Below are 26,402 nucleotides of genomic sequence, written 5' to 3' on the forward strand. Positions count from 1 at the left end.
ATGCACGAATTAGATCCGGTTACCGCTCTTTGGGAACTGCTCAGTCGCGACGTGAGGGTTGTCGGCGGGCTTCAAAGTCCCATGCTCAGCTGGATCGGCGCTGCGAGTATCCTCACCCTTTGTCTTTGGCATGGTGCGGTGCTCATTCGAGGTCTGGTGCAAATTCGACGGACCCTTTCACGGTTCCAGGCAATCGTTGCGCCGCTGGTATCGGCACGTCAACAGGCGTCCACAGACTGGCTTGTCATTCCGGCCTTGGCGAAAAGGCGTGCGCGTCATGGTGAGTCGGCGGAAACGCGACACGATCTTGATGACCTGCAAGCGCTCGATCGTGCGGTACGGTCGGAGCAGGCTTTTGTCCGAGACTGGCTCTCATACCGCAAAACTCTTGCGGTAGAGCAATCTGCCTGGTTTCTTGAGCCGACAGTCCACAGCCAGCGCTCAGCAAGCGAGTTTTTCTCGTTCGAATCTCTCTGCGCCGCCCAACTCAATATCCGTTTTTACAGGCAGCTTCCCGCCTTCATGACGGGCATGGGTTTGATGTTCACCTTCCTTGCGATTTTGATCGGCCTCAGCAAGCTTCATGCGAACGGGTCGGAGATCGACGGAATCCAAGGGCTTATCAACGGGCTCTCAGGAAAGTTTGTCACATCCATCGTCGGATTGGCCTGTGCCAATGCCTTCACGCTCCTCGAAAATTCCCTCTGGCATCGGCTGGACAATCGACACCGGGAATGCGTCTCTCTCCTGGACGAAATGTTTCCTCAAAAAGCTACCGATCAATCTGTCCATGTCTCCCCGTCTCCGAACGGAGCTCCAACAGCCATGGTCAGTCCCATCCGGAACGATACCGCACAGCAACTTGTAGAGGTCGTGCAGCAGCACCTCGGATCAACCGTCACAGCTCTGAACTCCGCCGCACAAGCGCTCGCGGCTTTGAATCCCAAAGATTCACCGATGAAACTTGTTGATTTGCCCGAAGAGATCGGCCGCGAAGTCCAGCGGGCGTTAAGGCCGCTGCTGAATTCTTTGCTGGAAGCCATTCACGATCTCAAGATCTCGGTTAAGGAGCAATCCTCCCCGGTGAAGCTGTCTCAATCAGAGATCGAAACGATGTTCCAGAAACTCAGGAGCAATACAACTGCGACGGCAGAACATGTGCGTCCGGCGAATAAAATCCGCGATTCGGGAAAGTCATCTCGTGTCACATGACAAGGTACGGAGAGAACGACTGGGATGAAGTCGAGCTTTGCACAAGACACTCGTGACAACTCAGCCGTGGTGACGGGCGGGATTGCAGATCTAATGACCTCGCTCGCCGTCATCTTCGTTCTCTTGCTCGTGGCCTATGTGACCCGCGTTCAAAATGGAAATGCCAGTCCGGCCGAGGGCCGTGCCGTACCGACGGACATGACACCGAGACTTGATCCACTTCATCCACCGCTGGAGGCCAGAAGGCCGAACGTCCATACGATCACGGTGCCGGATACCGCGATCAACTTTGAGTTTGGGAAGAGCACGTTGCTCCCTGCTGCCCAAATCTTCCTGTCCGAGGCCATGCCTCACTACGCCTCAATCACTTGTCAATCTGGTGGTCAAGAGGTGGAGGCGTTTGTCATTGAGGGGTACACCGACGATCTGGGGGACGATATACGTAATCTGAGGCTCAGTCAGGACCGCTCTTTTGCGGTGTTGTCGAAAAGCCTGGAAGTCATTCACGAGAAGCTTCCTTGGGCCTATGAGTGTTTCTTGCAGAAAGCCACAGCGAACGGGCGTGGAAAACAGAACCTTCTACACAATGATGCCGGACAGCTCGACCGCGATAAGAGCCGCCGAGTCGTTTTTAAAATTCACATGCGACCTGGGTAGCGAGGCGAGCCCGCACAATAGGCTGTTTTAACCATCGCTGGTTCGCCTGTGCACGATCTCAGATCGATTCGGATCCCGTCTGCCGCCGGCTTGTCCCATGCCGGCAATTGTTATCGGTGGAGACTTGAGAAGCTCGCCCCCTATATGTGGCGACTCAGTTCGATAAACTGCTCGACGGAGAGGACTTCCGCACGGGTGGAAGGAGAGAGATCGAGGAACTTCAATGCTGCTGTCACCGGTTTCTGCTCGTACCCTTTATCTTTCGTCGAATTGACCAGCGTTTTACGGCGGTGCGCGAAGGCGGCTCTCACTAGCGCTGCGAATTTGGGCTCTTCCTCCTGAGTCAGTACTCTCTGAGGTTTGGTCTTCAGCAGAACCACAGCGGAGCCGACTTCCGGTCTTGGTCTAAAACACTGGGCGGAGACTCGGAACGCTTTGGTGATCTCCGCCGCATACTGTGCCATGACGGACAGGACACCGTAGTCAGAACTCCCGGGTTTGGCCACGAGTCGATCGGCCACTTCATTTTGCAGCATCAGGACCATGCGGGGAAAACGGTCGCGCTGGTCGAGAAGCCGGAAGAGGAGAGGTGTGGACAAATAATATGGAAGATTGGCGACGACGATGGTGCCGATTGGAAGGCACTCGATCGGATAGGTCATCGCATCGCCAAGGACAAGCGTGAGATTTGAAACTTGAGGCTGTCGTTCAGTCAGGTAAGCATGGAGCCGTGAGTCAACTTCAATCGCCGTGACGCGACCAGCGACGCGGCAAAGCGCTTCTGTGAGGATGCCGCGGCCTGGTCCGATTTCCAAAACGGTATCGGTCGGGGTGAGTTCAGCCAGCGCGACGATTTTACGGACAATATTGGGGTCGATGAGAAAATTCTGTCCAAGACGTTTGATTGCTATAGGGGGCAGGGAGTCCACCCTCAACTCCCGGTTGGGGGAGCCGGGGCTGCTAATCGCTTGGCGAGTATGATCAACGGCGAGCGATAACATTCCACGAGATCCGTAAACTCTTCGACCAGATCGTTGGTGAACGACGGTCCCGGTTGGATACGAGCGATCGCCTGTCCTTCCAGAGGGCCGACGGTCTGGCAGATAAGCGCCACGGTGCGCTCTTTCCATTTTGCTACCCGCTCCGTTCCGGCTACGGTGTTCAGATCTTGAGAGGTCTGTTTCTCGATAATCTCCAATTCGTCAAGCTGCTGCCGAACCACAGTAAGACCCCTCGAGCTATCAGGCGACACGTCCGGCCCGTCCCTTCTTGGCTGGAGTTGCCGCCATTCTATTCTGAGCGATCCTATTCTGAGTGATTTTGGCAGCCAGCTTGACTGCCTCGATCAGACTTCCGGGATCGGCGACGCCTTTCCCGACGATATCAAACGCTGTTCCATGGTCCACTGAGGTGCGGATGATAGGCAGGCCCACCGTGAGATTAACGCAGGTGCCGAAGGCGACAAGTTTCAGAGGAATGAGGCCCTGATCGTGGTAGAGGGCGACGACGCCGTCAAATGACCCTTTCGCGGCTTTCCCGAATAGGGTGTCCGCCGGCAGCGGATCACTTGCCAGGATGCCTTTCTGCTGGGCCGCACGAGCCGCTGGAAGAATCACCCGGGCTTCCTCATCGCCGAACAATCCATGCTCACCGGCATGGGGATTGAGAGCAGCCACTCCTATCCTAGGACGTTTGATGCCGAAGAGCGTCGTCAGCGCCGATTGGGCCAAGCGGATCGCCTTTTCAATCTTCGCTTGGGTCAGCAGCAATGAGAGATCTTTGATCGAGACATGTGTCGTGACGAACATGATGCGTAACGGCCCGCCCACGATCATCATACCTGACTCGTTCGCGTGGGTGAGATCAGCCAATAGCTCGGTATGGCCAGGGTACCGGCAGCCGGCCATATTGATGGCTTCTTTGTTGATGGGCGCCGTCACCATTCCCTCGATACAGCCGAGCTGAGCCAGTTCGACAGCTTTCTTGATAAAGGCGACCGAAGCGGCACCGGTCTCTGCTGCCGCGATACCAGGTTTGAACGTTCCCAGTGGTGTCTCCAGCGGGTCCAGCACGGCCACCGTTTCTCTTTGCGGCATCATTGGTTCATGGCCGGCAACAGGGAGGATCCTTTGTTTGAGCTTCAGTGCCTTGATTGTTCGCTCCATCACAGGCAGCGATCCGATGACGATCGGTCGGCAAACATTGTGCAAGCGAGCTCCAGATAGAGCCTTGGCGATCACTTCCGGGCCGATGCCAGCTGGATCTCCCATCGTGATTCCCAGCAAAGGTAGTTGGGGAGAGAAGGAACGTTTGCGAAGTGATCCCGATTCAGTTGACATAGAGGTTTATCGTATAGCCAATATAGAAGACGGCCCCGGCGGCGAGTAGCCACGGCCGCCACTGACCGCCTATCAGAATCTGCAGGAGACAGAGTCCCACCGCCTGCACGGCCAAGACCATGGTGGTCAATGCCGATGGTGCAATCGACCATTCGGTTCCGATCAACCCCAGAGTGACCGGGAAGGTACCTTGAAAAACCATGGCCCCTGTGACATTGGCCACGGCGAGCCGGTCTTTCTTGCGGTAGAGCCAGAGAAAGCTGTTGGACATCTCCGGCAGTTCGGTGGCGAGCGGTGCGATCAACAGCGCCAAAATCAACGGCGACATGGCAAATAAGCCGGCCATCGATTCTGCAGCCATGACAAACAAATGGGCACCCACTATCAATCCGCCTAAACCCAAGAGGGCCTGAAATCCGATCATTGCATACGACGGTATGGCGGCGCCTTTGTTGAAAATCAGCGGCTCCAACTCACCTCCTTCTTCACCGCCGGTCGGTTCGAATTTGAGCTTCATGTAGTAGAGATACAAACAGATCAATATGACGGCCGCAATGAGGTGGATGAGCCTGGAGGGCACGAAGGCGCAACCCAAGGCGATAAAATATCCGATCATAAAAAACGTCAGGTCCGTCAGCACTTCCCGATAGTTGAGATGAAATCGTGCAGTCCGCTTGCCGGCTCGTGCAAAGAGCAACAGCAGAACGGCCAATATGGGCAACACCAGCGTGCTGAGCATGAACGGCGCCCCTAAGATGGCGCCCAAACCGACTTCAACCTCTTCCCGGCTTTCCCCGAAGAAAATCGCAATGATCGGGATGGAGGTTTCAGGCAGGGTTGTGCCGATTGCGGCAAAGATGCTGCCTACGGCACCCTCGGAGATACCCCGCCGCTTGCCCAGCCATTCAATGGCATTAGTAAAGAGTGCGCAACCACCAAGCGTGACCGCAACGGAAACGACAAAGAGGAGTACGTAGTAGAGAACGGTCACGTCCCGCCTCGCACACGTGCCGTTCCGTGCTTCGGGAATCCTCGCCGATAGGCCAGCAGTGCTTCCTCCATCACTGTCTTGAGGGGGCGACCGGTTCGTTTTGCGATCGCCCTGCAGTCCTCGTATTCGGGGGCGGCTTTTTCCCATCCTGCGCCGACTTCTGCGACTTTTATGCGAACGACTCCGCCTTGGGTCGTGACAGGGATGAATCGTCGAGGGAGGACTCGTCGGCGTACCTCGTGAAAACGTACTCCAAGCGTGGTCGTTTCCTGGAAGAGAACCTCGAGGACGGCATCCGTCCGATCTTCAGCGGCCAGGCAGCTCAGCACGACTCCTGGTCTACTTTTCTTCATGACGACGGGAGCCAACGCGACATCAACGGCACCGACTTGAAAGAGCTGTTCCATGAGGTATTCGTAGGTCTGTGGACTGAGGTCGTCGAGATTCGTTTCAAGCTGTATCATCCGCTCGGTCTGACGCGTTTCCGAAGCAGACTCTTCCTCAATAAACACTCGCAAGGCATTAGGCCACCCGTCTGGATTGTGGTCACCGGCCCCATACCCTACTGCCATACTTTTCATGGCCGGCATAGGGCCGAATTCCGATGCCAATGTCCTGAGCAGCGCAACTCCGGTAGGAGTTGCGAGCTCGCAGGGTGGACCGGCGGCATAGATCGGGATGCCCTTCGCCAGCTCCGCCACAGCCGGTCCCGGAACCGGCAAGAGCCCATGGGATGTCTGAACAGAACCGGCCCCTACATTGATGGGAGACGATGTGACTCGGGTGATATTCAAGAGATGGCAGCCTAGTACGCCTCCGACGACATCGATAAACGAATCCACAACCCCCACTTCGTGAAAGTGAACCTCCTTCACATCGACTCGGTGGGCATGGCTTTCTGCTTCAGCCAGCCGGTCGAAGACCGACCGACTCCGCTCCTTGACCGGCCCAGGCAGCCGGCTGCCGGCAAGGATCTTTCGGATACGAGAGAGGGTCAACGGCCGTTGAAACCCCTGTTGAACGATCACGTCGACCTTTATCGCCGGAAGCGCGCCACGATGCACCTCACGCCTTCGCAGTTGGTAACCGTTGAGTTGTAGGCATTTGAGGCCGTTAATCAAGTCTGTCCACGAAAGCCCGGCGCTGACCAGTGAGCCCAAGACCATGTCTCCACTGACGCCGGAGAAACAATCGAAGTGTAAATGCCGGCCCACCGAGTTCCTCACTTGCCACAGGTAAAATGACCGGACATCTTACCCAAACATATTGCCGAACGGCAATCGATGGTTCATTGTCGACGCTTCGTTGACACACCAGGGATGCTATGTTATCCCCCTAACAATGCGTTGATCTCCTTCACCCTGTATCGTGGCGAGCCCGCCATTTTCACCCATGAAAGTAGATTCTGGTTTTTCATTGAAGTCCTCGAACAACCGACATCCGCTGAAAATCCTGTTCCTGTTGTTCGTCCTGTGCGGCTGTCTGGCTGCATTCCTCCCAGCAGACAGTCTCGCAAAGGTGAAGCCCCCTCGCGTTCCCAGGCCTGAGCCTGGGCTCAAAATCGTCGGACTCACCATTGCGCCGACACCCTATACTCTGGGTGACGTGCCTCTTCAGTTTTCCGTTACGGTGCAGCTTCCCAAAGACGTCAAAGGAGACCTCATTCTGGAGGTGACATCGCTCATTAGCTCTCCTTCGAAGACCTCGCTCCGATTCCTTACGCACCGACAGCCTCTTCTCATCCCACCAGCGGAAACTAGGGAGCTGGAGCGATCGACAGTGGCCGTCGAACTCGCGTGGGATGGGCAGGATCATCGCAAGCAACTTGCCGAGGTGGGCACCTATTCGTATGAAGTGCGGACAAAGTTGTTGGCAAACGGAGAGAATGGGTTACGCACCGTGATGGTCGCTTGGCCGAAGCGGGGCATACTGGAAGTGAAGTAAGGCTCAGCGGGACATGCGAGACAGGCGCGAATTGTACGAGATGAACGCCGTCACTTGTTGGGCCGCTCACGTTTCTCGCTTGTCCCGCGATTCGCGCTCGTCTCGGCCGGAACCTAGCATATTGATCCGGTGCGCGAGGCAGGCCGCACCGAATCCGTTGTCGATGTTCATCACTCCGACGCCCGCCGCGCAGGAATTAAGCATGGTCAGCAGCGCAGCGACTCCGCCGAAACTCGCACCATAGCCTCGGCTGGTCGGCACGGCAATCACGGGGCAGTGGACCAAGCCTCCCACCACACTCGGCAGGACTCCGTCCATCCCTGCAGCGACGATTACGACCTGTGCCTCAAACAGCCGATCTTTCTTTCCGAGCAACCGGTGGATGCCGGCGACACCAACGTCGTACAGCCGTTCGACGTGGCTTCCCATCACTTCTGCGGTCACACGGGCTTCTTCGGCGACGGGCACGTCCGCAGTTCCAGCGGTGACCACGAGTATATGCCCATGATGCTTCTGCCTGGACGGGTGAATCGCCACAATGCGTGCATCGTGATAGTACTGTGCACGACGATCCAGACGGCGAATGGCACGTGCGACCGATGGATCGGCGCGAGTCGCCAGAAACGGTCCCTCTTTCTTGATGAGTGCCCGCGCGATGGCGACGACCTGCGCCGGGGTTTTTCCTTCACACAAGACCACCTCGGGAAACCCCTGTCGTAACGACCGATGATGATCGAGCGAGGCAAAGCCTAGATCCTCAAAAGGCAGTGACCGTAAGCGCTGAAGCGCCTGTTGCACCGTCACATGTCCTTGACGGACCTGATGTAACAGCCGTTCGAGTCCTTCCGGATTCATGTCCGTCCTTTCTCTGATTTGGCGTCCCGTTCCATCAAATCACGGACGGCCTGTCTACAAGATTTGTCGTCATACAGCACGGCGTTGATTTCCTGTATGATCGGCATATCAACCTGATAGCGACGGGCTAACGTGAATGCCGCGCGGCTCGTCCGGACGCCTTCTGCGACAGCCTGCATTCCGGCCAATATCGTCTCCAACTTTTCTCCCTTGCCGAGCCGAACCCCTACCGAATGGTTTCGGCTCAGTGTGCCGGTACAGGTCAGTACCAGATCGCCGATTCCGGAAAGTCCGTAGAATGTGCGAGGATCGGCTCCCATTGCCACGCCCAGTCGGATGATTTCAGTCAGACCTCGGGTAATGAGCGCCGCGCGGGCATTGAGCCCAAGCTCCAGACCGTCGATCACACCGGCAGCCAGCGCCATGACATTCTTTAGGGCCCCGCCGAGTTGAACCCCGATGACGTCTGTGTCCACGTACACTCGAAATACAGGCGTCATTAATACGCGCTGAAACCACCGCACCAACTGCTCATCGGTGCCGGCCAAACACACGGCCGTGGGTTTACCGGCACTGAATTCTGCCGCGAAACTGGGTCCTGAGAGCACCATGAGAGAGTGGTGCATCGACGGTGGCAACTCGTCCTCCATGACCTGTGTCATCAGCTTGGCCGTGTTTTCCTCGATACCCTTCGTTGCACAAATCAACGGTATGGGATCGGATAGGCAGGGTGTCAACTGATGCAACACAGATCGGATGAAGTGCGAAGGAGCCGCACACAAAATGCCGTCGCAACCCTTTACCGCATCCACGATCGAGGAGGTGGCCCTCAAACCTGGAGGAAGCGGGACGCCTTTGAGGAAGATCGGGTTTTCGTGTGAGGAATTGATGGCGTCGACGACGTCGGGTTCATAGGCCCAGAGTCGAACCTCCAGACCCTTCTCGGCCAGATGTTTTGCCAATGCAGTGCCCCACGCACCGGCTCCAATAACGCCGATCTTGTTGATCGTGGTCGGCATACGCGATTCAGCCTCATGGCGAAATCATCATCCACCCATTCAGGACGGCGGATTATATAGGAAGCGAACGAGTACCTGTCAACGAAGGTAGATTGACCCAGGTGGGCGGGAGTGGTACTGGGAAAACACGTTTCTTTCCTGTAATCTCTCTACGCTGTGATCTTTTCTTGGTCCGATTATGCAAATCTGTCCTGCCTGTAGCCTGTCACAACCAGAGATCAATCGTTTCTGTATCCAATGTGGTCGGCGGCTCGATGGTCGATTCGGTAGCCCGCCTGCTTCCCCACCACACACTACGTCGACACAGGACCAGCTCAATCTCACGGTGCTTTACGGGATGGTTGTCGTTCTGATCCTCGCCGTATTATTCCCTCCATGGGAAGCTCCACCGACGCAGACGCCGGAGTTTCTCGGCATGTATTTCATCCTCTCTCCTCCAGCCCCCGAGGCTGTCGTGAGCCGCATGCTCCTCACGATTGAACTCGTCACGATCGCGATTGCCGGCCTGTACGGCGCGTTCTTGTTCAGAAAAAGATGATTCCTCAAGAGTCATTCGGCGTTGGACATTAGTTAAGAGTCATTCAGACCTTTGTTGATCGTGACCGAATGATGGCTGACCAATGACTTTTCTCAATCCAGCGCCAAGGTGAGACATTTGGCCGAGCCCCCCGATCTCATGAATTCACCGAGCTGAACCGGGTGGGTTTCATACCCTCTCATGCGGAGCCAAGTCTGAGTGGTGGGACATCCGACAGGGAGGACGACGTCTTTCCCGAGGCAGACGGCATTGCAGGCGAACTTTAAGGCTTCATCTTCCGGAACAGGGAGACGCAGCTTGTCCGGAACACGTTCCGCAATCGCTGTCTGGCCATAACTATCAAAGGCGGCGGGGAAATAGAGGAGCTCGCCGCCGATTAAGGGACAGAAACAGGTGTCCAGATGGTAGAAGCGGTTATCGACGAGTTCGAGCGGAATAATTTCCCGGTGAAAATATTCGCTGAGGGCCGGGAAGACGCGAATATCCGATCGTTGTCGATATCCGCCGAACCAGTATTCCGGGAAGCCCAGGAGATCCCCCGCGCCTTCAAAATGCAGGCCTGCTTCTACCGTCATCACCTCATAGCCATGTCCACGAAACCAATTCTCAAAATGAGCTTCTTCTCGTTGCCGTTCAGGATACCGGAAGCGACTCACGACGGCGATCCGTCCAACTACGATGCCGGCATTCGCCGTAAATACGAGATCGGGTAACTCAGGAACGGGAGTCATTCGTTCGAGAACGGCACCCAGGTCCTTTTCAAGCACGCGCACCAATTCATGCCACTGTCGCACCGCCCGTCCATGATCCACACGATTGGTAAGCCGCATCCAGGGATTGATCTCATATTCAATCCCAAAATAATCAGGAGGACAGACGAGGAGGCGGCTCATGTCGACCTTCCCAACACACGGGCGAGTTCCGACAGAAACGATGCCGCATCCATGACGAGGCCGACGGCCTGAAAGCTGCCGCGATCGGCCAGTTTGGTCGGGACCGACGGGTTGACGTCAACGCAAACTGTGGGGATGGTAGCGGGCAGCAGATTACCGGTCGCCACGGAGTGGAGCGTCGAGGCGACAAGGAGAGCCAGCCCGACACCGGGGATCAAGGCGCGCATCGCGCGTTGCGCCAGAACAGAATCCGTGATCACTCCGGGCAAGGGACCATCGTCACGAATCGTTCCGGACATGACCACCGGCACACCTTGTCTGACACAAGCCGCCATGATTCCCTGTTTGATCACGCCGGAAGTAACCGCCGTTTCAATGCTGCCGATTGTACGAATCCGGTTAATGGTCCTCAAATGGAGTTCATGACCATGCGGTACTGCGCGCCCTGCTGTGAGTCCGTAGCCGAGCGACGTGCCGAACAGATCTGCCTCCATGTCATGGGCCGCCAGCGCATTTCCGCAGAACAGTATATGAATGAATCCCTGTTCAATCAGCCAGGTGAGAGCTTCTCGGCCTCCGGCATGAATGATCGCTGGTCCTCCTGCCAACAAGACTTTGGAATCCGCCTGTCCCTGTCGATGCCGTTCCTGCAATTGTCTCATCCGACTCGCGATGTCGGCGATGATATGGCCGTGAGGCCGCTCCGCCGATACCTGCGATTCCATGAATCCGAATACATCTCGCTCCTGCGGACGCTGCAGCGGTATGACACGTACACCCTCCCGACCGACCACGATCCGATCACCACGGCAAACTTCACCCATCGGCACGGCCTGGGCGCTGGACCCCGTCTCGCTGACCGCGATGGCGAGGTCCATCTCAATCCGATCCACGTCCAGCCATCGCCCGCTGATCCGGATCTGGGTAGGCAGATGGGTTGTGGCGTAAAAGCCATCGGGTAACACTCCATCGGCAGGCGCTTGGTCGATGCCGCAGTTTGCTTCACGTTCAATCGAGGCGCCGTGTGGTTGAATCGTCTTCAGAATGTCGTCTAAGAGCGGTCTCGATCCTGTTTGGATCAGGATGCGGGCACGAGACGGTTCCTCCCTGGTCTTGCCGATGTACACATCTTCCAGGTCGAAGGTTCCCCCCATCATCAGGATGAGATCCAACACCTTCGCCAGCACAAGAGAGTCGATGATGTGTCCTTGAAGGCACACGCGTTCTTGGTATTGGTTCATCGCGATCTCACTCAACGTGAACATCTTACCATCTGCGGTGGCAGGAGAAAGAAAATGAGAGGAACTACGATAATTTCATCAGCTCCCTGAGGACGCTCGTGGCGTAGACGCCGGGAGGTAAACTGGAAGAAAGGGTGAGGGTATTGTCGTCGAAAACCCATTCCAGCTCAGCGAGAGGCATGCGAAGTGTCCTGAGCTCGTAGCTAAAGGGTCGGGTGCCTTTATCGGGCTCCGGACTCTTTGTCGCCGGGGAACTGTGGCCTTAATATCTGACCCAGGAAGTTGTGCAAGGGGAAGGTCAAATGTGATGGAATGTGTTACCGAACGTGCTCCAGCCGATCATGGTCCGGATTTGCCAACGCCCGAACTGCTTGGATCTCCGGCATCCGTTGCTCCTCTGTCTCAATGCATTTCGTCCAGGGATGAGAAAGCGCGCCGACGCCGGCTCCGATCATACCGGTCGCTAGGGTTGGAACAAACAGCGGCCCGCCGATCACGAAACCGGCCCACATTAGCGCGCCGTTGTCCCGTTGCTCGCCGATCTGCACCAGTCGCTCCGCCGGGTAGAGCGGGAACGTGCCGATTTCGGTTCCGAGACTGGCGCTTTCACCGACCGTTCGGCAACGTGCTTCAGCTGATATAGGGAGACTCATGAGCGTCAATATTAGAGCGAACACTACAGATAGAGCGACATCCTTCATGTGTGACCTCCTTGGCGCGGAGTAATTCATAAAGGTCTCTGCTGCAATCGAAGCCGGCGCAATCGTCCTGCTCCTGCCGCTACCGGCACCCTAAAAAAGTATATGAATGTGATCCCGTGATCAAGAGCTTCAAATCAGCGCGTGGTTATCGTAAGGAACTGGAAGGCGATGGGGGAAGTGTGGCGGCTTGTGAAGCTGGGTCCTGCGTTCCAGTAGCGTTACGAGACCTTCGCATCGGCTTTCATCAGTTCCCGGAGGACGCTTGTGGCGTAGGCACCAGGAGGTAAACTGAAAGAAAGGCTAAGGGTATCGCCACTAAGTGACCATTCCAGTTCAGCGAGGGGGACACGAAGCGCTCTGCGCTCGCCGCGGAATCCACAAGCCTTCGCGGCTGCAACGAGGCTTTCCTTAGTTGCACCTGCTTCAGCGATGACGGTTTCCTCAATTGTGCCCGGTTCGCCATTTGCCCAGGATACCCGCGAACCAAAGAGTATGCCTGTTGGGCTGATTTCAAAACGATCCGCCCGCGATTGTTCCTTCTCGGCATCCTCGACTTGAAAGCAAGCGCCATTGTCCGACTTCATGGCCCAATCCCCGGCGAAGACCTTGTCGAGATGGTCGATCCTTCGTGCAAGTATCCGATTGAACAAGAATGATTGGTAGGAGTTGAGATACCAGATGCGCTTAGCACGGCTCATCCTCTCGCGCCGCCGTGCATCGTACAGCAATAGAGCGCCGATGCGATAGTTCTCACCGTCTTTCCCTTGCCGTTGAGGGCCGAAGTAGTTGGGCACGCCGCGTGTGCTCAGTTGTTGAAGGACGGCCGGCACGGTTTCAGCCGCGTGATCGGCGACATGGCGGATGATTAAACGGAAGCGATTGCCGGAGTGGTGGCCGGTTCGTAGTCGATTACGATGGCGCCCGAGGATCTGCACGTTGAGGATCGTGTCATCGATTGTGAGGCGAGAGACTTGTTCCGGACGGATTCCTTGCAAGGACACCATCTGAGTCGTGACCGCTCGCGAATCTTTTAGCCCTGCCACGCCGATGGCCTGCGCTTTGATCCCCAATGAAGACGAGAGTCGGTGGACGAGATCCGGCGTGGAAAGACCACGTTTAGTGATGGTCACGTACAGATGTTCGCCTTCTCCGCATGGAAGATAGAGCGGCCGTTCTTCGACCTGGAAATCTTCGGGCACGGTGCGGATTTGTCCGCCGATTCCAAGCAAGTTGCCGGTGAGGAAGGGATCGATTGGTTGCGTCACAGGTTTTCCTTTGTCGGAATACGGCTATTGCGGAAATGTGCTGTCAAATCTGATTGGGAAACAAGCCCATGATATACTTTTCTCGCCCATGCGGAAACGATCAGGCAAACGGCAGGTTGCGGAATGAGCAGGCGACGCGTGGTGTCATGGCCTGATCGCATGCGATCGTTTATCGGGCATTGCTTCAGCGAGCCACTCTATCGAACGTTCAGTCTCGTCCCTCAGTGGGAATTCGGTCTTTCCATTCATGAGGTTACCCGGCACATCCTTGTGCATGGCACCCTTGCCGGTCGCCGCGCAATCCATCTCACGGATCTCCACCTGGACCGATATCATCCGAGGCTCGATCGTATCGTCGAATCTGTGAGGGAACTTCACCCCGATTGGATTTTCATCACCGGAGACCTGCTGAACGTACCGGAAGGTTTGCCTCACCTCTTTCGCTTCCTCGAACGGCTACGCGCCATCGCGCCACTGTATGTGACATTGGGCAATCACGACCATTACAGCGGAGTCCCTCTGTCAGAATTTTCCGAACTTGCAGATCGACACAAGATCACGTTGTTGGTGAACCAAAGTACCGTCGTTTCAACGGGAGGGGGAGAGCTGGTGATCGTCGGTGTCGATGATCCTTCGCTCCATCGCGCCGACCTTGGATGTGTCCCGCCTCGCACCGACCATCGCTTTACGTTGCTCCTGGCCCATGCACCGAATATCCTCGACTATGTCGAAGCCCATCCTCCCGTTGACTTGATCCTCTGCGGGCACAGTCATGGTGGGCAATGGAGGGTGCCGGGCATTCCCACCTTCTGGCTTCCTCCTGGATGTAATGGCCGCGTGGCAGGTTGGCACGAATCCGGTCAACACAGACTGTACGTCAACCGAGGGCTAGGTTGGTCCTTCCTCCCATTTCGCTTCAACTGTCGGCCCGAGATTGCCGTGATTGAGTGGGTTCAGGAATAGGTTGAGCCGCAAGCGGCATGATCGTCACTCCCGCATCCGTTCCAGCGCTTCCCTGGCCCTGCTTCTGACGGTTTGATCCCAATCCTGTTCCATGACGTTTTTTAGTCGCTCGCGCGTTTCCGTTGCGCGCAGTCGTCCGAGTCCCAAAGCGGCGCAGGAGCGCACATAGGCATGGTCATCTTCCAGGGCTTTGACCAGCAGCGGCACGACCGACATGTCTTGCAACGCGCCAAGATGACTGGCTGCCATTCCTCTGATGTGATGCTGTTTGTCGTCCAGCGCTCGTTGTAAGGTCGTGGCAAACAGCTCCTTCAAGGCAGGGATAGCTGATTCGAGCCCATCGATTCGGTACTCGTTGAGTTCAAGCAAGGCAAACGCAAATTCAAGCCGTTTATCCCAAGCAGATTCGTGCTCGAACAGGGTCAAGAGCCTGGTTCGTTCTCGCGTTCTCGCACTGCGGCGGCGGAGCGCTCTTATAGGAATGAACAGTAGGACAGCAAGCGCCACGGCAGTTGCAGCCATCGGCACTGCCTGATCGACGATGTAGTCCTGTGTGTCAACCGACAACCGCTTCCACACCCATACAGCGGTCACGATAAGCACGATCAGAACAACAAGCGAGGCAGGATTGATCTGTCCCTGTTCGTGACGCTTCGTCATGGAAGGCGGGATCATACGGGCGCGATTGATGGTCGTCAAATTCCAGCGAGAATCCCTTCGTCCTTGTCGAAGGGTCTAAGATTTCACCTTGCTCCGTTCATGGTTCGACATGCTCACCATGAACGGACTTCTGGGTCACTACAACTGGTGCGTCCCCACATAATTGACATGGAATTGCGGCCACAGTCATACTCTTTTCCGATCATCGTCGGTAAGGTGGACAAGGATTTATGGAGAATCAGCCTCAGAACAGCGCCATACGACGTGTGATGGTGGGCACCGACCGTTCCAAAACTGCGGATCATGCCGTCCGGTGGGCCGCCGAGTTCGCAGACCGCTACGGGGCAGAGCTGTTCGTGGTGCAGGTCATTTTGCCTCAGCACCCCTCGACTACCGAATTCGGTGCAGCTGAGCAGACCAGGGCCGCTGCCGCCAATAATGAGCTTGCGCATCTCGTCAGGGAGCTGGCCGGGGAGCGAGGGCATGCCCTAGTTTCCATAGATTCCGATCCGGCATTGACGATCGTCCGTGCTGCAGAGCACGAAGCCATCGATGTCTTGGTGGTCGGCAATGCGGGCATGGCGGGGCGGAAGGAATTCCTGCTCGGTAATGTGCCGAACCGTATCAGTCATAATTCCCGCTGCACAGTCATCATCGTGAATACCCAATCGATGGCAGGTGGGCCGGGGGCAGAGCCAGTGCGTGTCTTTCAGCCACAGGTCGATTCCCATGTTGCTGAGCCGCAGCTCGGAGCCAGAGCCGTACACATCGCCACAGTGATGGCGAAGCATGGCCTCAAGGAGCTCTTCAGCCAGCCCGATCAATCGGACGGTTCGATTCGTCGTCAGCAGGCCAAGCGTCTACGATCGGCGCTGGAAGAACTGGGGCCGACCTTTTCAAAACTCGGGCAAATATTGTCGACCCGTCCGGATCTCCTTCCTGCGGAATACATCGAAGAACTCGCGATGTTGCAGAGTCACGTGCCCCCTATGCCTGAGAGCGAAGTGGTTCGGGTCGCCGAGCAAGAATTGAAGGTGCCGTGGGAGGATGTGTTTGAGTCGATCGATCCCAAGCCGCTCGCCGCCGGCACGATCGCCCAGGTCCATAAAGCCACGCTCGAAACCGGTGACCGAGTCGTCGTCAAAGTGCAGCGGCCCACCGCTCGAGCGGACATCGAACAGGATCTGGCCCTGCTCGAGATCTTCGCTCAGAAAGTCGGGCAACGGCAGGCCCTCAAACAAATGGTCAATATGGAAGCGGTGTTCAAGCACCTCTCCACGTCGCTGCAGCGCGAACTCGACTTTCGTCAAGAAATCGAAAACATCGGACGGATGGAGACCCTCCTTACAGACTATGATCGACTGGCAGTTCCTTCCGTCTACCAAGAGATTTCGACAGCCCGCTTATTGGTGATGGAGGAAATTCAAGGGGTTCGGATTGCCCAGGCGCCGGAAGGCCCGACCCGTATCGAAGCGGCCCGTCAGCTGTTGGAAGGGTTTTACAAACAGATCGTCGTCGACGGCTTCTTCCATGCGGATCCGCATCCGGGCAACCTCATGTGGTGGAAGGACCGCATCTACATGCTCGATTTCGGGATGGTTGGGGCTCTGGATGCCGGTTTACGGGAGCATCTGTTGTTGATGCTGATGGCACTGTGGAAAGAAGACGTTGTCTTTCTCAGCGATGTCACGTTGATGATGACTGGTTCGGCCGGCCGCAGCGATCTGGACGTTCCTCGTTTTCAGGGTGAAGTCGGCGAAGTCATGGCGAAGTACCGCAAGGCGGCTCTCGCGGAGATGCAGATCGGACCGCTCCTCCAAGAAATGAGTGCGACCGCGTTTCGACACGGAGTGCCGCTGCCGGCCTCGCTCACGCTCGCCGCCAAGGCGCTGGCGCAAGTCCAACTGGCGACGGCGGCTCTCGATCCGAAACTTGACCCCTATGATGTCGCGGGCAAGTTTTTGATGCGCGTCATGATCAAGCGTATGGGGGCTTCGCTCGATTTCAAGACGCTCGCGTATCAGTCTCAGAAACTCAAGGTGCGGGCCGAACAAACGATCGAAGCCATTGAACGCATGATTGGTGCCCGACCCGGCCAGAAGCTGGTTGTGAATTTCCGGGCTGACTCGCTGGAGGAGATGGTCCGACGTACAGGGCGTCGTCTGGCGCTGGGGCTGACGGCTGCGGCAAGTATTCTTGCCTCCGGGCTTACCGCCGCTTCAGCGACCGCTGGTTGGATCCCGCCCTTGTTCGGGATCGTCGCTGTCGCGCTGATCATAGGGCTATTCTTCGATCTGATGAGAGGGCGTTGATGGCGGGTCGTTCGGTCGGCGATCCATCGGACTCTATGGTCCGGTCGTGCCGCGCTTGATTGAACGCAGGACGGCTCTTTCCAGCAGGTAGGCGATCACCGACATGCCGATACACACGAGTCGATACTCGATGTGTCGGACAATGGATCGATGGCCAGTCTTGATCGCAGAAGAACTGTCGGTCATCGCGATCATTATCGATCAATCCTTCGTCGACTGCAAGTAGCCTGAACTCGTGTCTTGCTGGTGAACGGTCAGCATGAATGATCCCGTCGCTGCATGGCTGCAAAGTCTTGGCCTTGATCGCTATCGAGAGCTGTTTGAGCAGCATGCCATCACCTGGGACGTCTTGCCTGAGCTGAATGACGGCGATTTGGCGTCGATGGGCATCGTGCTTGGCCATCGAAAGCAGCTTTTGCGCGCGATCGCGCAACTGTCGCAACGCGGTGAAAGCGATACTGCCACCACTCCAGCTGTTATTACCGCGAAAGAAACAACGTCACCCTCTTCCAGCCGAGATCAAGCAGAACGACGGCAATTGACCGTCATGTTTTGTGACCTAGTCGGTTCGACGGCGCTGGCTCGTAGGTTGGACCCTGAAGACCTTCAATCATCCATCCGGCGTTTTCTAGAGACTTGTAGTGAGGCGATCAGCCGATTCAACGGCTATATCGCAAAATACATGGGTGACGGACTCTTGGTGTATTTCGGGTACCCCCATGCCCATGAGCACGATGCTGAGCGCGCTGTGTATGCTGGACTGGCCGTGCTGGAGTTGGTCAGGGCCTTGCCACGTGATTCTGAGCTGCACCAGGACAGTGATATCGCGGCGCGAATCGGGATCGCGACGGGTCCCGTCATCGTGGGCGAACTTATGGGGCAAGATACCGCCAAGGAACGATCCGTGTTCGGTGAAACTCCGAATCTGGCTGCCCGTTTGCAGGCGTTGGCCGCACCGAACCAGTTGATCGTGGACTCGGCGACGAAGCGCCTGATCGGGGGTGAGTTCGAGTTGGCAGATCAGAGAACGGTTTCTCTCAAGGGGTTCGACGCACCGGTCCAGGCCTGGCAAGTTCTGGGCAGCAAGCTCTCGGCCAGCCGGTTCGAGTCGTATCGAGCCGGACGCTTAACTCAGTTCATAGGCAGAGAGCAGGAAACGGCGCTGCTTTTAGGTCGTTGGCGGGAAGCGGTGGAGGGTGAAGGGCAGGTTGTCCTTCTCTGTGGTGAGGCCGGCATCGGCAAGTCCCGAATTGCCCGCAACCTGCGTGATCGACTTGCCGAGGAGCGTTACCAGACGATTCAATTTCAATGTTCGCCGTATCACACTAATGCGGCGCTCTATCCGGTGACGACCTATCTACGGCAGTCGGCGGGGCTGCTGGATGAAGATAGCCCCCCGACGCAGCTGCATAAGCTTGAGGCTCTGATGGCTGACAAGGGACTTGACGATCGTGTCACGGTTGCTTTGCTCGCAGATCTGCTTTCGATCCGAGGAGATGAGCAGAACCAGCTGTTGAATCTGTCGCCCGACAAACGCAAGGACATGACTCTGGAAGCACTCGTGCAGTATCTGCAAAGGCTCGTGCATCGTTCCCCTGTGATGCTCATCATGGAGGATGCCCATTGGATCGATCCAACCACGCTGGATCTCATGACGCGAGTCATCGATCGGATCAGGCAGATGCGCGCGTTGGTGCTGATCACCTTTCGTCCGGAGTTCAGGCCGGTGTGGGCGGAATATAGTCACGTCACGTTGCTGACGTTGAATCGGCTTACTCGACGGCAGAGCGCCGAGCTGATTGCAACGATGACCGGTGGAAAAGTGCTTCCGCAGGAGGTGCAACAGGCGGTTCTGGCGAAGACCGACGGCGTACCGCTGTATATCGAAGAGTTGACGGAGAATCTGCTGCAGACGGGATTGCTGGCAGAGGGAAGCGACTCATTCACCCTCAAGGCTCCGTTGAGAGAAATGGTCATTCCGGACAGTCTGCAAGCCTTGCTCATGGAACGGGTGGACCGATTGGGGCCGGTCAAGGAAATCGTTCAGATCGGAGCAACCATTGGGCGGGAATTCACCTATGAGCTGCTGTACGCTGTCGTTAATGTATCGGATGAAGAGCTCTCCAACGCCCTCGCTCTCGTCGTTGCGTCAGGGCTCATTGTGCAGGAGGGAGAACGATCGTTTGCGCGATATCGCTTCAAGCATGCGCTCGTCCAGGAAGCGGCCTATAACACGCTCCTCAAGAAATCTCGCCGGCTCCTCCATGCCCGCATTGCCAAGACAGTGGAAGAGAGCTTTCCCAAACACGCACAGCTGGAACCAGAACTCTTGGCCTATCATTATGAACAAGCAGGATTGATAGGCCAAGCCGTGGAGTATTGGCGTCTTGCAGCCCGGAGAGACGTGGAACGTTCGGCCAATATCGAAGCGTTGAGCCACTTCAATCGCGCGTTGACGTTGCTGAAAGAATTGCCCGCAGGGACGGAGCGTGATGCATCGGAGTTGGCGCTCCTTATTGCGCGAGGGTTCCCTATGCAGAGAGTGAAAGGCTATGCCTCGCAGGAGATCGAGCGTAATTATCTCAGGGCAAGGGAGCTCTCCCGGGAAAACAGCGATTCCGATCACCACTTTCTGGCTGGCCGGGGGTTACACGTTTTCTATCTGGTCAGGGGGCCACTCACCAAGGCCTGCACCTTGGCGGAAGAACTCCTCGCATGGGCGACCCACCGGAACAATCCAGATCTGCTCATTCGCGCGCACGAGACTGTGGGGTTCACCTATTCATTTTTAGGTCGGTTTGACGAAGCCAAGACCCATCTACTCGCTGCGAAGGGGCTGTACGACTCTCATAAACATCGCTCACAGACCCTGGTCTATACTCAAGATCCCGGTGTATCAGCCAGAACCATGCTGGCCAGAACACTCTGGATCTTGGGCGAGATCGATCAGGTCGACGCGCTGTTGCAAGAAGCCATCGGTATGGCAAGGGAGTTGGAACACCCCTTCACGCTGGCCTTTGCCCTCGCGACCGGATCTTGGATCTACTCCACGATCCGCGATGCCGACAGAACCTTGGCCTTATCTGACGAAGCGATTGCTATTTCCACCAACTACTCGTTCGAAGTGATGTTAGCATGGGCGACCTCCTTCCAAGGTTGGGCACTTGCCGAAAAGGGTCATGAGGAAGGTCTGAGCCGGTTAGTGAAGGGACTCTCCGCTGCGCAAGCCGCCGGCGCGAGTCTCAATAATACGTTCACCCTGGCTCTGCTCACAGAGATCTATTTACGACAGAAACATACTGACGAAGGTCTGGGTGCACTTGCGGAGGCGCAGCAACTCGTTCACTCTCAAGGGGAACGTTGTTGGCAGGCGGAACTCTTCCGTCTGAGGGGGGAGTTACTGCTGGAGCAATCCACGCGATCCACTTCTGAGGCGGAACAGTGTTTTACCGAAGCCTTGAAGATCGCGCAGGATCAGCACGCGAGAATGCTGGAACTTCGAGCCGCGACGAGCCTGGCGAAGCTGTTACGAAAATTACATAGAGTGGACGAGGCCGAACGAGTCCTGAATGCCGCCTGCTCTTGGTTTAGCGATCGATCGGCCAACCCCGACTTGGTCGAAGCTCGAACGATCCTTGATCAACTTCGGAGATGAGCACGATCTCCACCCAGGGTCGGCGCGCGGGTGGCTCAAGGGGCCGGTGCAGGCCGACTCAACCTCTCGCATTTCTATCCGATTGCGGACTGATGGATACAGGTTTGAAGGCTTATCATGAATGACCCCGTCGCTGCATGGCTGCAAAGTCTTGGCCTTGATCGCTATCGAGAGCTGTTTGAGCAGAACGCCATCACCTGGGACGTCTTGCCTGAGCTGAATGACGGCGATTTGGCGTCGATGGGCATTGTGCTTGGCCATCGAAAGCAACTCTTGCGCGCCATCGCGCAACTGTCGCAAAGCGGGCATGTCGATCATGCGTCTTCTCCGGCCATTCCCACCTCGCAAGAAGCAACCTCGTCCTCTTCCAGCCGAGAGCAAGCAGAACGACGGCAATTGACCGTCATGTTTTGTGACCTTGTAGGGTCGACAGCGCTGGCTTGCAGGTTGGACCCTGAGGATCTTCAAGAGTTCATTCGTCGATTTTTGGACGCCTGTAGCCAAGCAATCGGTCGATTCAACGGCTATATCGCCAAATACATGGGCGATGGACTGTTGGTGTATTTTGGGTACCCGCAGGCCCAAGAGCACGATGCGGAACGAGCGATCCATGCCGGCCTAGCCATCTTGGAATTGGCGAGGGCTTCATCACGTGATGATCCTTCATCTCGGGAATCTGAGATCGCGGTACGAATCGGAATTGCGACAGGTCACGTCATTGTCGGAGAGATCATTGGACAAGAAACAGCCAAGGAACGGTCGGTGTTTGGTGAAACTCCCAATCTGGCCGCCCGCCTTCAGGCATTGGCCGCGCCGAATCAGTTGATCGTTGACTCGGCGACGAAACGCCTTGTGGGGGGTGAGTTCGAATTTGCGAATCAGGGAACGGTTTCTCTCAAGGGGTTCGAAACGCCGGTCCAGGTCTGGCGAGTTCTGGGCAGCAAGCTCTCGGCGAGTCGGTTCGAGTCGTATCGAGCCGGACGCTTAACTCAGTTCATAGGTCGAGAGCACGAAACAGCGCTGCTCTTAGGTCGCTGGCGAGAAGCAGCGGAGGGTGAAGGGCAGGTTGTCCTTCTCTGTGGTGAGACCGGCATCGGGAAGTCTCGAATTGCCCGCAACCTGCGTGATCGACTTGCCGAGGAGCGTTACCGGACGATTCAATTTCAATGTTCGCCCTATCACGTCAATACGGCACTCTATCCGGTCATCAATCATCTGCGACAGGCAGCCGGATTGACCGGTGAGGACAGCGCCACCACGCAACTGCAGAAGCTCGACAGGCTGGCACTCGACAACGGTATCGGCGACCAGACCACGGTGTCATTACTGGCGGAACTGCTCTCAATCCGAACAGATGTCCAGCACCCGCCACTGAATGTGTCGCCTGAAAAGCGGAAGCAAATGACCCTTGACGCGCTCGTGCAATACGTACAAAGGTCGGCGGATCGCTGCCCGACACTCTTCGTCGTCGAAGATGCTCATTGGATTGATCCGACCACGATGGACCTCCTGACAAGGGCTATTGACCGCATCCAGTCGATGCGCGTGCTATTGATCATCACCTTTCGGCCTGAGTTTAAGCCGGTTTGGGCCGATTATAGTCATGTGACGTTTTTGACGCTGAGTCGGCTTCCCCGCCGGCATAGCGCCGAACTTCTCGCAGCGATGACAGGAGGAAAAGCCTTCCCACCGGAAGTCGAGCGCGCGATTCTCGCAAAGACCGACGGAGTGCCTTTGTATGTCGAGGAGCTGGCTCAAAGCCTATTTGAATCCGGACTGCTGACTGAGGAGAACAATTCTTTCAGCTTGAAGGCGCCATTAAAAGATGTGTCCATTCCCGACAGTCTGCAAGGTTTGCTGATGGAACGGATAGACCGATTGGGGCCGACCAAGGAAATTGTCCAAGTCGGGGCAGCGATAGGGCGAGAATTCAGTTATGAACTGCTGCGAGGCGTGGTGGACGTAACGGAAAGTCGGTTGCAAAATGCTCTTCAGCTGTTCGTCGAGTCTGGACTCATTCTCCAAGAGAATGAAATACCGACCGCAAAATTTCAGTTTAGGCACATGCTCCTGCAGGAGGCTGCTTACAGCACCTTGCCCAAGAAGTCGCGTCGAGCTCTCCATGCCCGCATCGCTAAAACAGTGGAAGAAAAGTTTCCCGAGCGCGCGCAGTTGGAGCCGGAACTCCTGGCCTACCACTTTGAACAGGCAGGCTCGATCCATCCGGCTATCACGTATTGGCATCTCGCAGCCCGAAGAGACGCGGCTCGGTCGGCCAATGTCGAAGCGCTGAACCATTTCAATAGCGCATTGACGTTACTGAAGGATTTGCCCGCGGGCACTGAGCGTGATGCATTGGAGTTGGATCTCCTCATCGCGCGCGGAGCTCCTATGGTGACGGTGAAAGGTTATGCCTCGCAGGAGAACGAGCGTAATTATCTCAGGGCAAGGGAACTTTCCCGGGAGAACAGCGAGTCCGATCACCACTTTCTTGCTGTCTGGGGGTTATGGGTCTTCCATCTGGTCCGAGGGCCTCTCGACCAGGCGCGTGTCTTGGCGGAAGAACTCCTCTCGCTGGCGCCTCATCTGCACAACCCGGATCTGTTAATCCGAGTTCACGAGAGTGTTGGCTCGACCTATTTCTTCCTTGGACGGTTCGATGAAGCCAAAGAGCATTTGCTTGCGGCAAAGTCCTTGTATGACCCTGGGAGACACCGGTCACACACTTTACCCTACACTCAGGATCCCGGCATCACCGCGAGAATCATCCTAGCCAGAACGCTATGGATCTTGGGCGAGGTCGATCAGGTCGAAGCACTGTTGCAGGAAGCCGTCGGCATGGCCAGAGAGTTGGAACACCCCTTCACGTTGGCGTTCACGTTGACGACCGTAGCCTGGACCTATTCCACACTTCGAGACGCGGACAAGACATTAAATCTCACTGAAGAAGCCATAGCTCTGTCGACAAAATACTCCTTCGAAGTGCCTTTGGCATGGGCGACATCTTTTCAAGGCTGGGCCATGGTCGAAAGGGGAAACGAGGAGGGGATCGGGAGGTTGGTGGACGGCCTCGCTGCAACGCGAGCAGCCAGAGCGAGCCTCAACAACACCTACACCCTGGCGTTACTGGCAGACGTGTATTTACGGAAGCAGCAGATTGAAGAAGGTTTGACTGTCATTAAGGAAGCCCAGGAACTTGCGATGATCCAGGGAGAGCGGTGCTGGCAAGCGGAACTGTTTCGACTGAACGGCGAGCTGTTGCTCGGGCAATCCGATCAATCGATGTCTGAGGCGGAGCAGTGTTTTACTGAAGCTCTGCGGATTGCGCGGGATCAGCACGCAACGATGCTCGAGCTTCGAGCGGCCATCAGCATGGCGAGACTCTTAAAGAGCCTGAATCGATCGGATGCCGCAAAGAATCTGTTGCAAGCAGTTCGCTCGCGGATGACTCAACGAGCAGCCGATCCTGAGTTGATCGAGGCGGAAACCATCCTGATGGAACTTGATGGATGAGAGGGATGAAAGAGCTATGCGTCTGACTATTCTTGGCTCCGGTACCAATGTGCATCCCACAAGAGCCGCGGCTGGCTACCTTGTGCGCACAGATCACCTCATTTTATTGGATTTCGGCCCGCGCACCTTGATGAACCTGATCAAAACCGGTGTCGACCGACACAGGATCACGCACATCTTGTTCTCCCATTTTCATGCCGATCACTTCTCCGATTTCATCACGTTCTTCTTTGACGCAGTGATCTACACCAAATACGGAGGAGGCCATCGCCCAGGGCTGACCCTGATCGGTCCGAAAGGCACGATCCGTCTCTTACAGTCGATCATGCGCAGTTTTCCCAGTTTTTCGCCGGCACCGTTCCGCGTCATCCTCAAGGAAGTATCCGGCAAACCCTTTACGATCGGGGACACCCGTATCGTTCCCAAACCCGTCGTCCATGTTCCCGATCTCTCGTCCGTCGGCTATCGGATTGAGCACCGAGGCAAGACGATCGTGTACTCGGGAGATGTTCAATATTGCGATGCCCTTGTTGCTCTGTGCAAAGATGCCGACCTTGCCGTGCTCGATTGCTCGTTCCCGTCCAATCGTCCAGGAGCCGCCCATCTGCACGCCGGACAGTGCGGTCAGGTGGCGAAGGAGGCCGGCATCGGCCAACTGGTGCTCTCGCACTTCTATCCGGTCGCGGATCGATACGATGTCAAAGCGCAAGCGGGGGAGCAGTTTGAGGGGAAGATTTGGAAGGGAAAGGATCTGTTGACGATCCGGGTCTAGCTAAAGCCCCTCCTCGCGAGGAACGCCACCGAGGATCTCGATGAAGTTGGTCAGGCGGGCGGTTTTCCCTCCGTCACCCGCTTTCGAGTAAATGGCCAAGAGGTTCTTGATCATGCGGGACAGAATCGCTCGCACCGGGCTTTTTTGCAAGTACTTATCGTCGAACCCGTACCCTGCCTCAGTCAGAAAGCGAGCGCAGTTTTTTTCAGTCAGCAAGGCCCCGCCATTGAAGCAGTCGATGAAGATCTTGTACCGGTCGGACTCATACTTCACCAGGAAATGCCCAGGCATACCGATACCGAACAGCGGGAGTGCCAAACGCTGTCCGATCAACAGGTAGACCGCCGACAGGCTGATGGGGATCCCGACCCGCCGATCCATGACGCAATTGAGGTAGCTGTTCTCAACCTCATAGTAGTTCTTGGTGTTTCCCTTAAACCTTTGTTCAGTAAATAGGTACCGGTTGAGTGCGTTGACGGCTTCTTCACCGGACGCTCGATGGCCGATGCGCGCTCGAACTTCGTTTGCCATCGTATCGAGCTGTTCACGATAGCGAGCGACGTCAAGCGTCGGATAGGCGTAGCGAGCGATCAGAAAGGCTCCGGTTTCCAGGCACATGGTCTCGCTCGCGCGTGCCGTTAGGGTCGCAAGTTCATCCTCCAACTTGCTTCCCCTGATTTCATCAAGGACGGACGCGATCCGATCTGCCATTTCCGGCTGTTCGATTTCAGCTTCTTGGAGCAGGGGGACAGCCGATGGGCCGATATCGATGAGTCTGCAGCTGATGGTACGGACGATTCGGTCGTCCTCATCGGAGAGAAGCCGAATCAGCGCGCGAATCTGATTTTCCGGGATCATTCCCTACGACTCTC

The 26,402-nt window shown here is 56.4% G+C and carries 23 protein-coding genes; 9 read left to right on the forward strand and 14 right to left on the reverse strand.

What is annotated here, in order from left to right:
* The gene (locus tag P0119_04720; protein MDF0665364.1) at positions 1 to 1,212 is read left to right on the forward strand and encodes a hypothetical protein; all 1,212 of its coding nucleotides are present in this window, start codon (positions 1 to 3) and stop codon (positions 1,210 to 1,212) included.
* Between the two features lie 24 nt (positions 1,213 to 1,236).
* Complete coding sequence (locus tag P0119_04725; GenBank protein ID MDF0665365.1) at positions 1,237 to 1,869, forward strand: OmpA family protein; 633 nt, start codon at positions 1,237 to 1,239, stop codon at positions 1,867 to 1,869.
* 140 nt (positions 1,870 to 2,009) lie between these two features.
* Here the strand turns inward: P0119_04725 and rsmA are convergent, their stop codons facing one another.
* From rsmA to larC, 5 genes are read right to left on the reverse strand one after another with little or no spacing between them, the layout of a single operon-like run.
* A complete protein-coding gene (gene rsmA / locus P0119_04730) occupies positions 2,010 to 2,798 on the reverse strand; it encodes a 16S rRNA (adenine(1518)-N(6)/adenine(1519)-N(6))-dimethyltransferase RsmA (protein ID MDF0665366.1) in 789 nt (262 codons plus the stop codon).
* A 2-nt stretch (positions 2,799 to 2,800) separates the two neighbouring features.
* Complete coding sequence (locus P0119_04735) at positions 2,801 to 3,091, reverse strand: hypothetical protein (GenBank protein ID MDF0665367.1); 291 nt, start codon at positions 3,089 to 3,091, stop codon at positions 2,801 to 2,803.
* Between the two features lie 19 nt (positions 3,092 to 3,110).
* The gene (gene pdxA / locus P0119_04740) at positions 3,111 to 4,139 is read right to left on the reverse strand and encodes a 4-hydroxythreonine-4-phosphate dehydrogenase PdxA (GenBank protein ID MDF0665368.1); all 1,029 of its coding nucleotides are present in this window, start codon (positions 4,137 to 4,139) and stop codon (positions 3,111 to 3,113) included.
* Between the two features lie 58 nt (positions 4,140 to 4,197).
* The gene (locus P0119_04745; protein ID MDF0665369.1) at positions 4,198 to 5,199 is read right to left on the reverse strand and encodes a hypothetical protein; all 1,002 of its coding nucleotides are present in this window, start codon (positions 5,197 to 5,199) and stop codon (positions 4,198 to 4,200) included.
* On the reverse strand, positions 5,196 to 6,413 hold the full coding sequence (gene larC, locus P0119_04750) for a nickel pincer cofactor biosynthesis protein LarC (protein ID MDF0665370.1): 1,218 nt from the start codon (positions 6,411 to 6,413) through the stop codon (positions 5,196 to 5,198). Before larC ends, P0119_04745 begins: the two co-directional genes overlap by 4 nt.
* Positions 6,414 to 6,591: 178 nt before the next feature.
* On the opposite strand from larC, the gene P0119_04755 reads away from it, so the two are divergent.
* Positions 6,592 to 7,143: a hypothetical protein gene (locus tag P0119_04755; GenBank protein ID MDF0665371.1), complete on the forward strand. Its 552-nt coding sequence runs from the start codon at positions 6,592 to 6,594 to the stop codon at positions 7,141 to 7,143.
* Positions 7,144 to 7,209: 66 nt separating this feature from the next.
* On the opposite strand, the gene larB is transcribed toward P0119_04755, so the two are convergent.
* The gene (gene larB, locus P0119_04760; GenBank protein MDF0665372.1) at positions 7,210 to 7,998 is read right to left on the reverse strand and encodes a nickel pincer cofactor biosynthesis protein LarB; all 789 of its coding nucleotides are present in this window, start codon (positions 7,996 to 7,998) and stop codon (positions 7,210 to 7,212) included.
* A complete protein-coding gene (locus tag P0119_04765) occupies positions 7,995 to 9,017 on the reverse strand; it encodes an NAD(P)-dependent glycerol-3-phosphate dehydrogenase (protein ID MDF0665373.1) in 1,023 nt (340 codons plus the stop codon). The genes larB and P0119_04765 overlap by 4 nt, the downstream gene beginning before the upstream one ends.
* Before the next feature lie 337 nt (positions 9,018 to 9,354).
* Between P0119_04765 and P0119_04770 the strand changes: the two genes are divergently transcribed.
* Positions 9,355 to 9,555: a hypothetical protein gene (locus P0119_04770; GenBank protein MDF0665374.1), complete on the forward strand. Its 201-nt coding sequence runs from the start codon at positions 9,355 to 9,357 to the stop codon at positions 9,553 to 9,555.
* A gap of 92 nt (positions 9,556 to 9,647) precedes the next feature.
* Here the strand turns inward: P0119_04770 and P0119_04775 are convergent, their stop codons facing one another.
* The 4 genes from P0119_04775 to P0119_04790 all read right to left on the reverse strand — a co-directional run bounded on the left by P0119_04775 (position 9,648) and on the right by P0119_04790 (position 13,655).
* Positions 9,648 to 10,448 carry an arginine deiminase-related protein gene (locus P0119_04775; GenBank protein MDF0665375.1) on the reverse strand — a complete coding sequence of 267 codons (801 nt, stop codon included), beginning with the start codon at positions 10,446 to 10,448 and terminating at the stop codon, positions 9,648 to 9,650.
* A complete protein-coding gene (locus tag P0119_04780) occupies positions 10,445 to 11,713 on the reverse strand; it encodes a TIGR00300 family protein (GenBank protein MDF0665376.1) in 1,269 nt (422 codons plus the stop codon). The genes P0119_04775 and P0119_04780 overlap by 4 nt, the downstream gene beginning before the upstream one ends.
* A 293-nt stretch (positions 11,714 to 12,006) precedes the next feature.
* Entirely contained in the window at positions 12,007 to 12,390 is a 384-nt protein-coding gene (locus P0119_04785) for a hypothetical protein (protein ID MDF0665377.1), read from the reverse strand.
* Positions 12,391 to 12,608: 218 nt separating this feature from the next.
* Complete coding sequence (locus P0119_04790) at positions 12,609 to 13,655, reverse strand: tRNA pseudouridine(13) synthase TruD (protein ID MDF0665378.1); 1,047 nt, start codon at positions 13,653 to 13,655, stop codon at positions 12,609 to 12,611.
* A 123-nt stretch (positions 13,656 to 13,778) separates the two neighbouring features.
* Here P0119_04790 and P0119_04795 point away from each other — a divergent pair, with 123 nt between their 5' ends.
* Entirely contained in the window at positions 13,779 to 14,618 is an 840-nt protein-coding gene (locus P0119_04795; GenBank protein MDF0665379.1) for a metallophosphoesterase, read from the forward strand.
* 24 nt (positions 14,619 to 14,642) lie between these two features.
* Here P0119_04795 and P0119_04800 read toward each other — a convergent pair whose 3' ends face one another.
* Entirely contained in the window at positions 14,643 to 15,278 is a 636-nt protein-coding gene (locus P0119_04800; GenBank protein MDF0665380.1) for a HEAT repeat domain-containing protein, read from the reverse strand.
* 230 nt (positions 15,279 to 15,508) lie between these two features.
* Between P0119_04800 and P0119_04805 the strand changes: the two genes are divergently transcribed.
* Entirely contained in the window at positions 15,509 to 17,590 is a 2,082-nt protein-coding gene (locus tag P0119_04805; protein ID MDF0665381.1) for an AarF/UbiB family protein, read from the forward strand.
* A 33-nt stretch (positions 17,591 to 17,623) separates the two neighbouring features.
* On the opposite strand, the gene P0119_04810 is transcribed toward P0119_04805, so the two are convergent.
* Positions 17,624 to 17,785 carry a hypothetical protein gene (locus tag P0119_04810; protein MDF0665382.1) on the reverse strand — a complete coding sequence of 54 codons (162 nt, stop codon included), beginning with the start codon at positions 17,783 to 17,785 and terminating at the stop codon, positions 17,624 to 17,626.
* A 64-nt stretch (positions 17,786 to 17,849) separates the two neighbouring features.
* Between P0119_04810 and P0119_04815 the strand changes: the two genes are divergently transcribed.
* The 3 genes from P0119_04815 to P0119_04825 all read left to right on the forward strand — a co-directional run bounded on the left by P0119_04815 (position 17,850) and on the right by P0119_04825 (position 25,530).
* On the forward strand, positions 17,850 to 21,245 hold the full coding sequence (locus tag P0119_04815; GenBank protein MDF0665383.1) for an adenylate/guanylate cyclase domain-containing protein: 3,396 nt from the start codon (positions 17,850 to 17,852) through the stop codon (positions 21,243 to 21,245).
* Between the two features lie 117 nt (positions 21,246 to 21,362).
* Positions 21,363 to 24,758 (forward strand): adenylate/guanylate cyclase domain-containing protein, encoded by a 3,396-nt coding sequence (locus tag P0119_04820; protein MDF0665384.1) that lies wholly within the window; start codon positions 21,363 to 21,365, stop codon positions 24,756 to 24,758.
* 16 nt (positions 24,759 to 24,774) lie between these two features.
* On the forward strand, positions 24,775 to 25,530 hold the full coding sequence (locus P0119_04825; protein MDF0665385.1) for an MBL fold metallo-hydrolase: 756 nt from the start codon (positions 24,775 to 24,777) through the stop codon (positions 25,528 to 25,530).
* Here P0119_04825 and P0119_04830 read toward each other — a convergent pair whose 3' ends face one another.
* A complete protein-coding gene (locus P0119_04830) occupies positions 25,531 to 26,388 on the reverse strand; it encodes a transglutaminase-like domain-containing protein (GenBank protein MDF0665386.1) in 858 nt (285 codons plus the stop codon).
* Between the last annotated feature and the right edge of the window lie 14 nt (positions 26,389 to 26,402).

The sequence above is a fragment of the Nitrospira sp. genome, assembly GCA_029194665.1.
Taxonomy (GTDB): domain Bacteria; phylum Nitrospirota; class Nitrospiria; order Nitrospirales; family Nitrospiraceae; genus Nitrospira_D.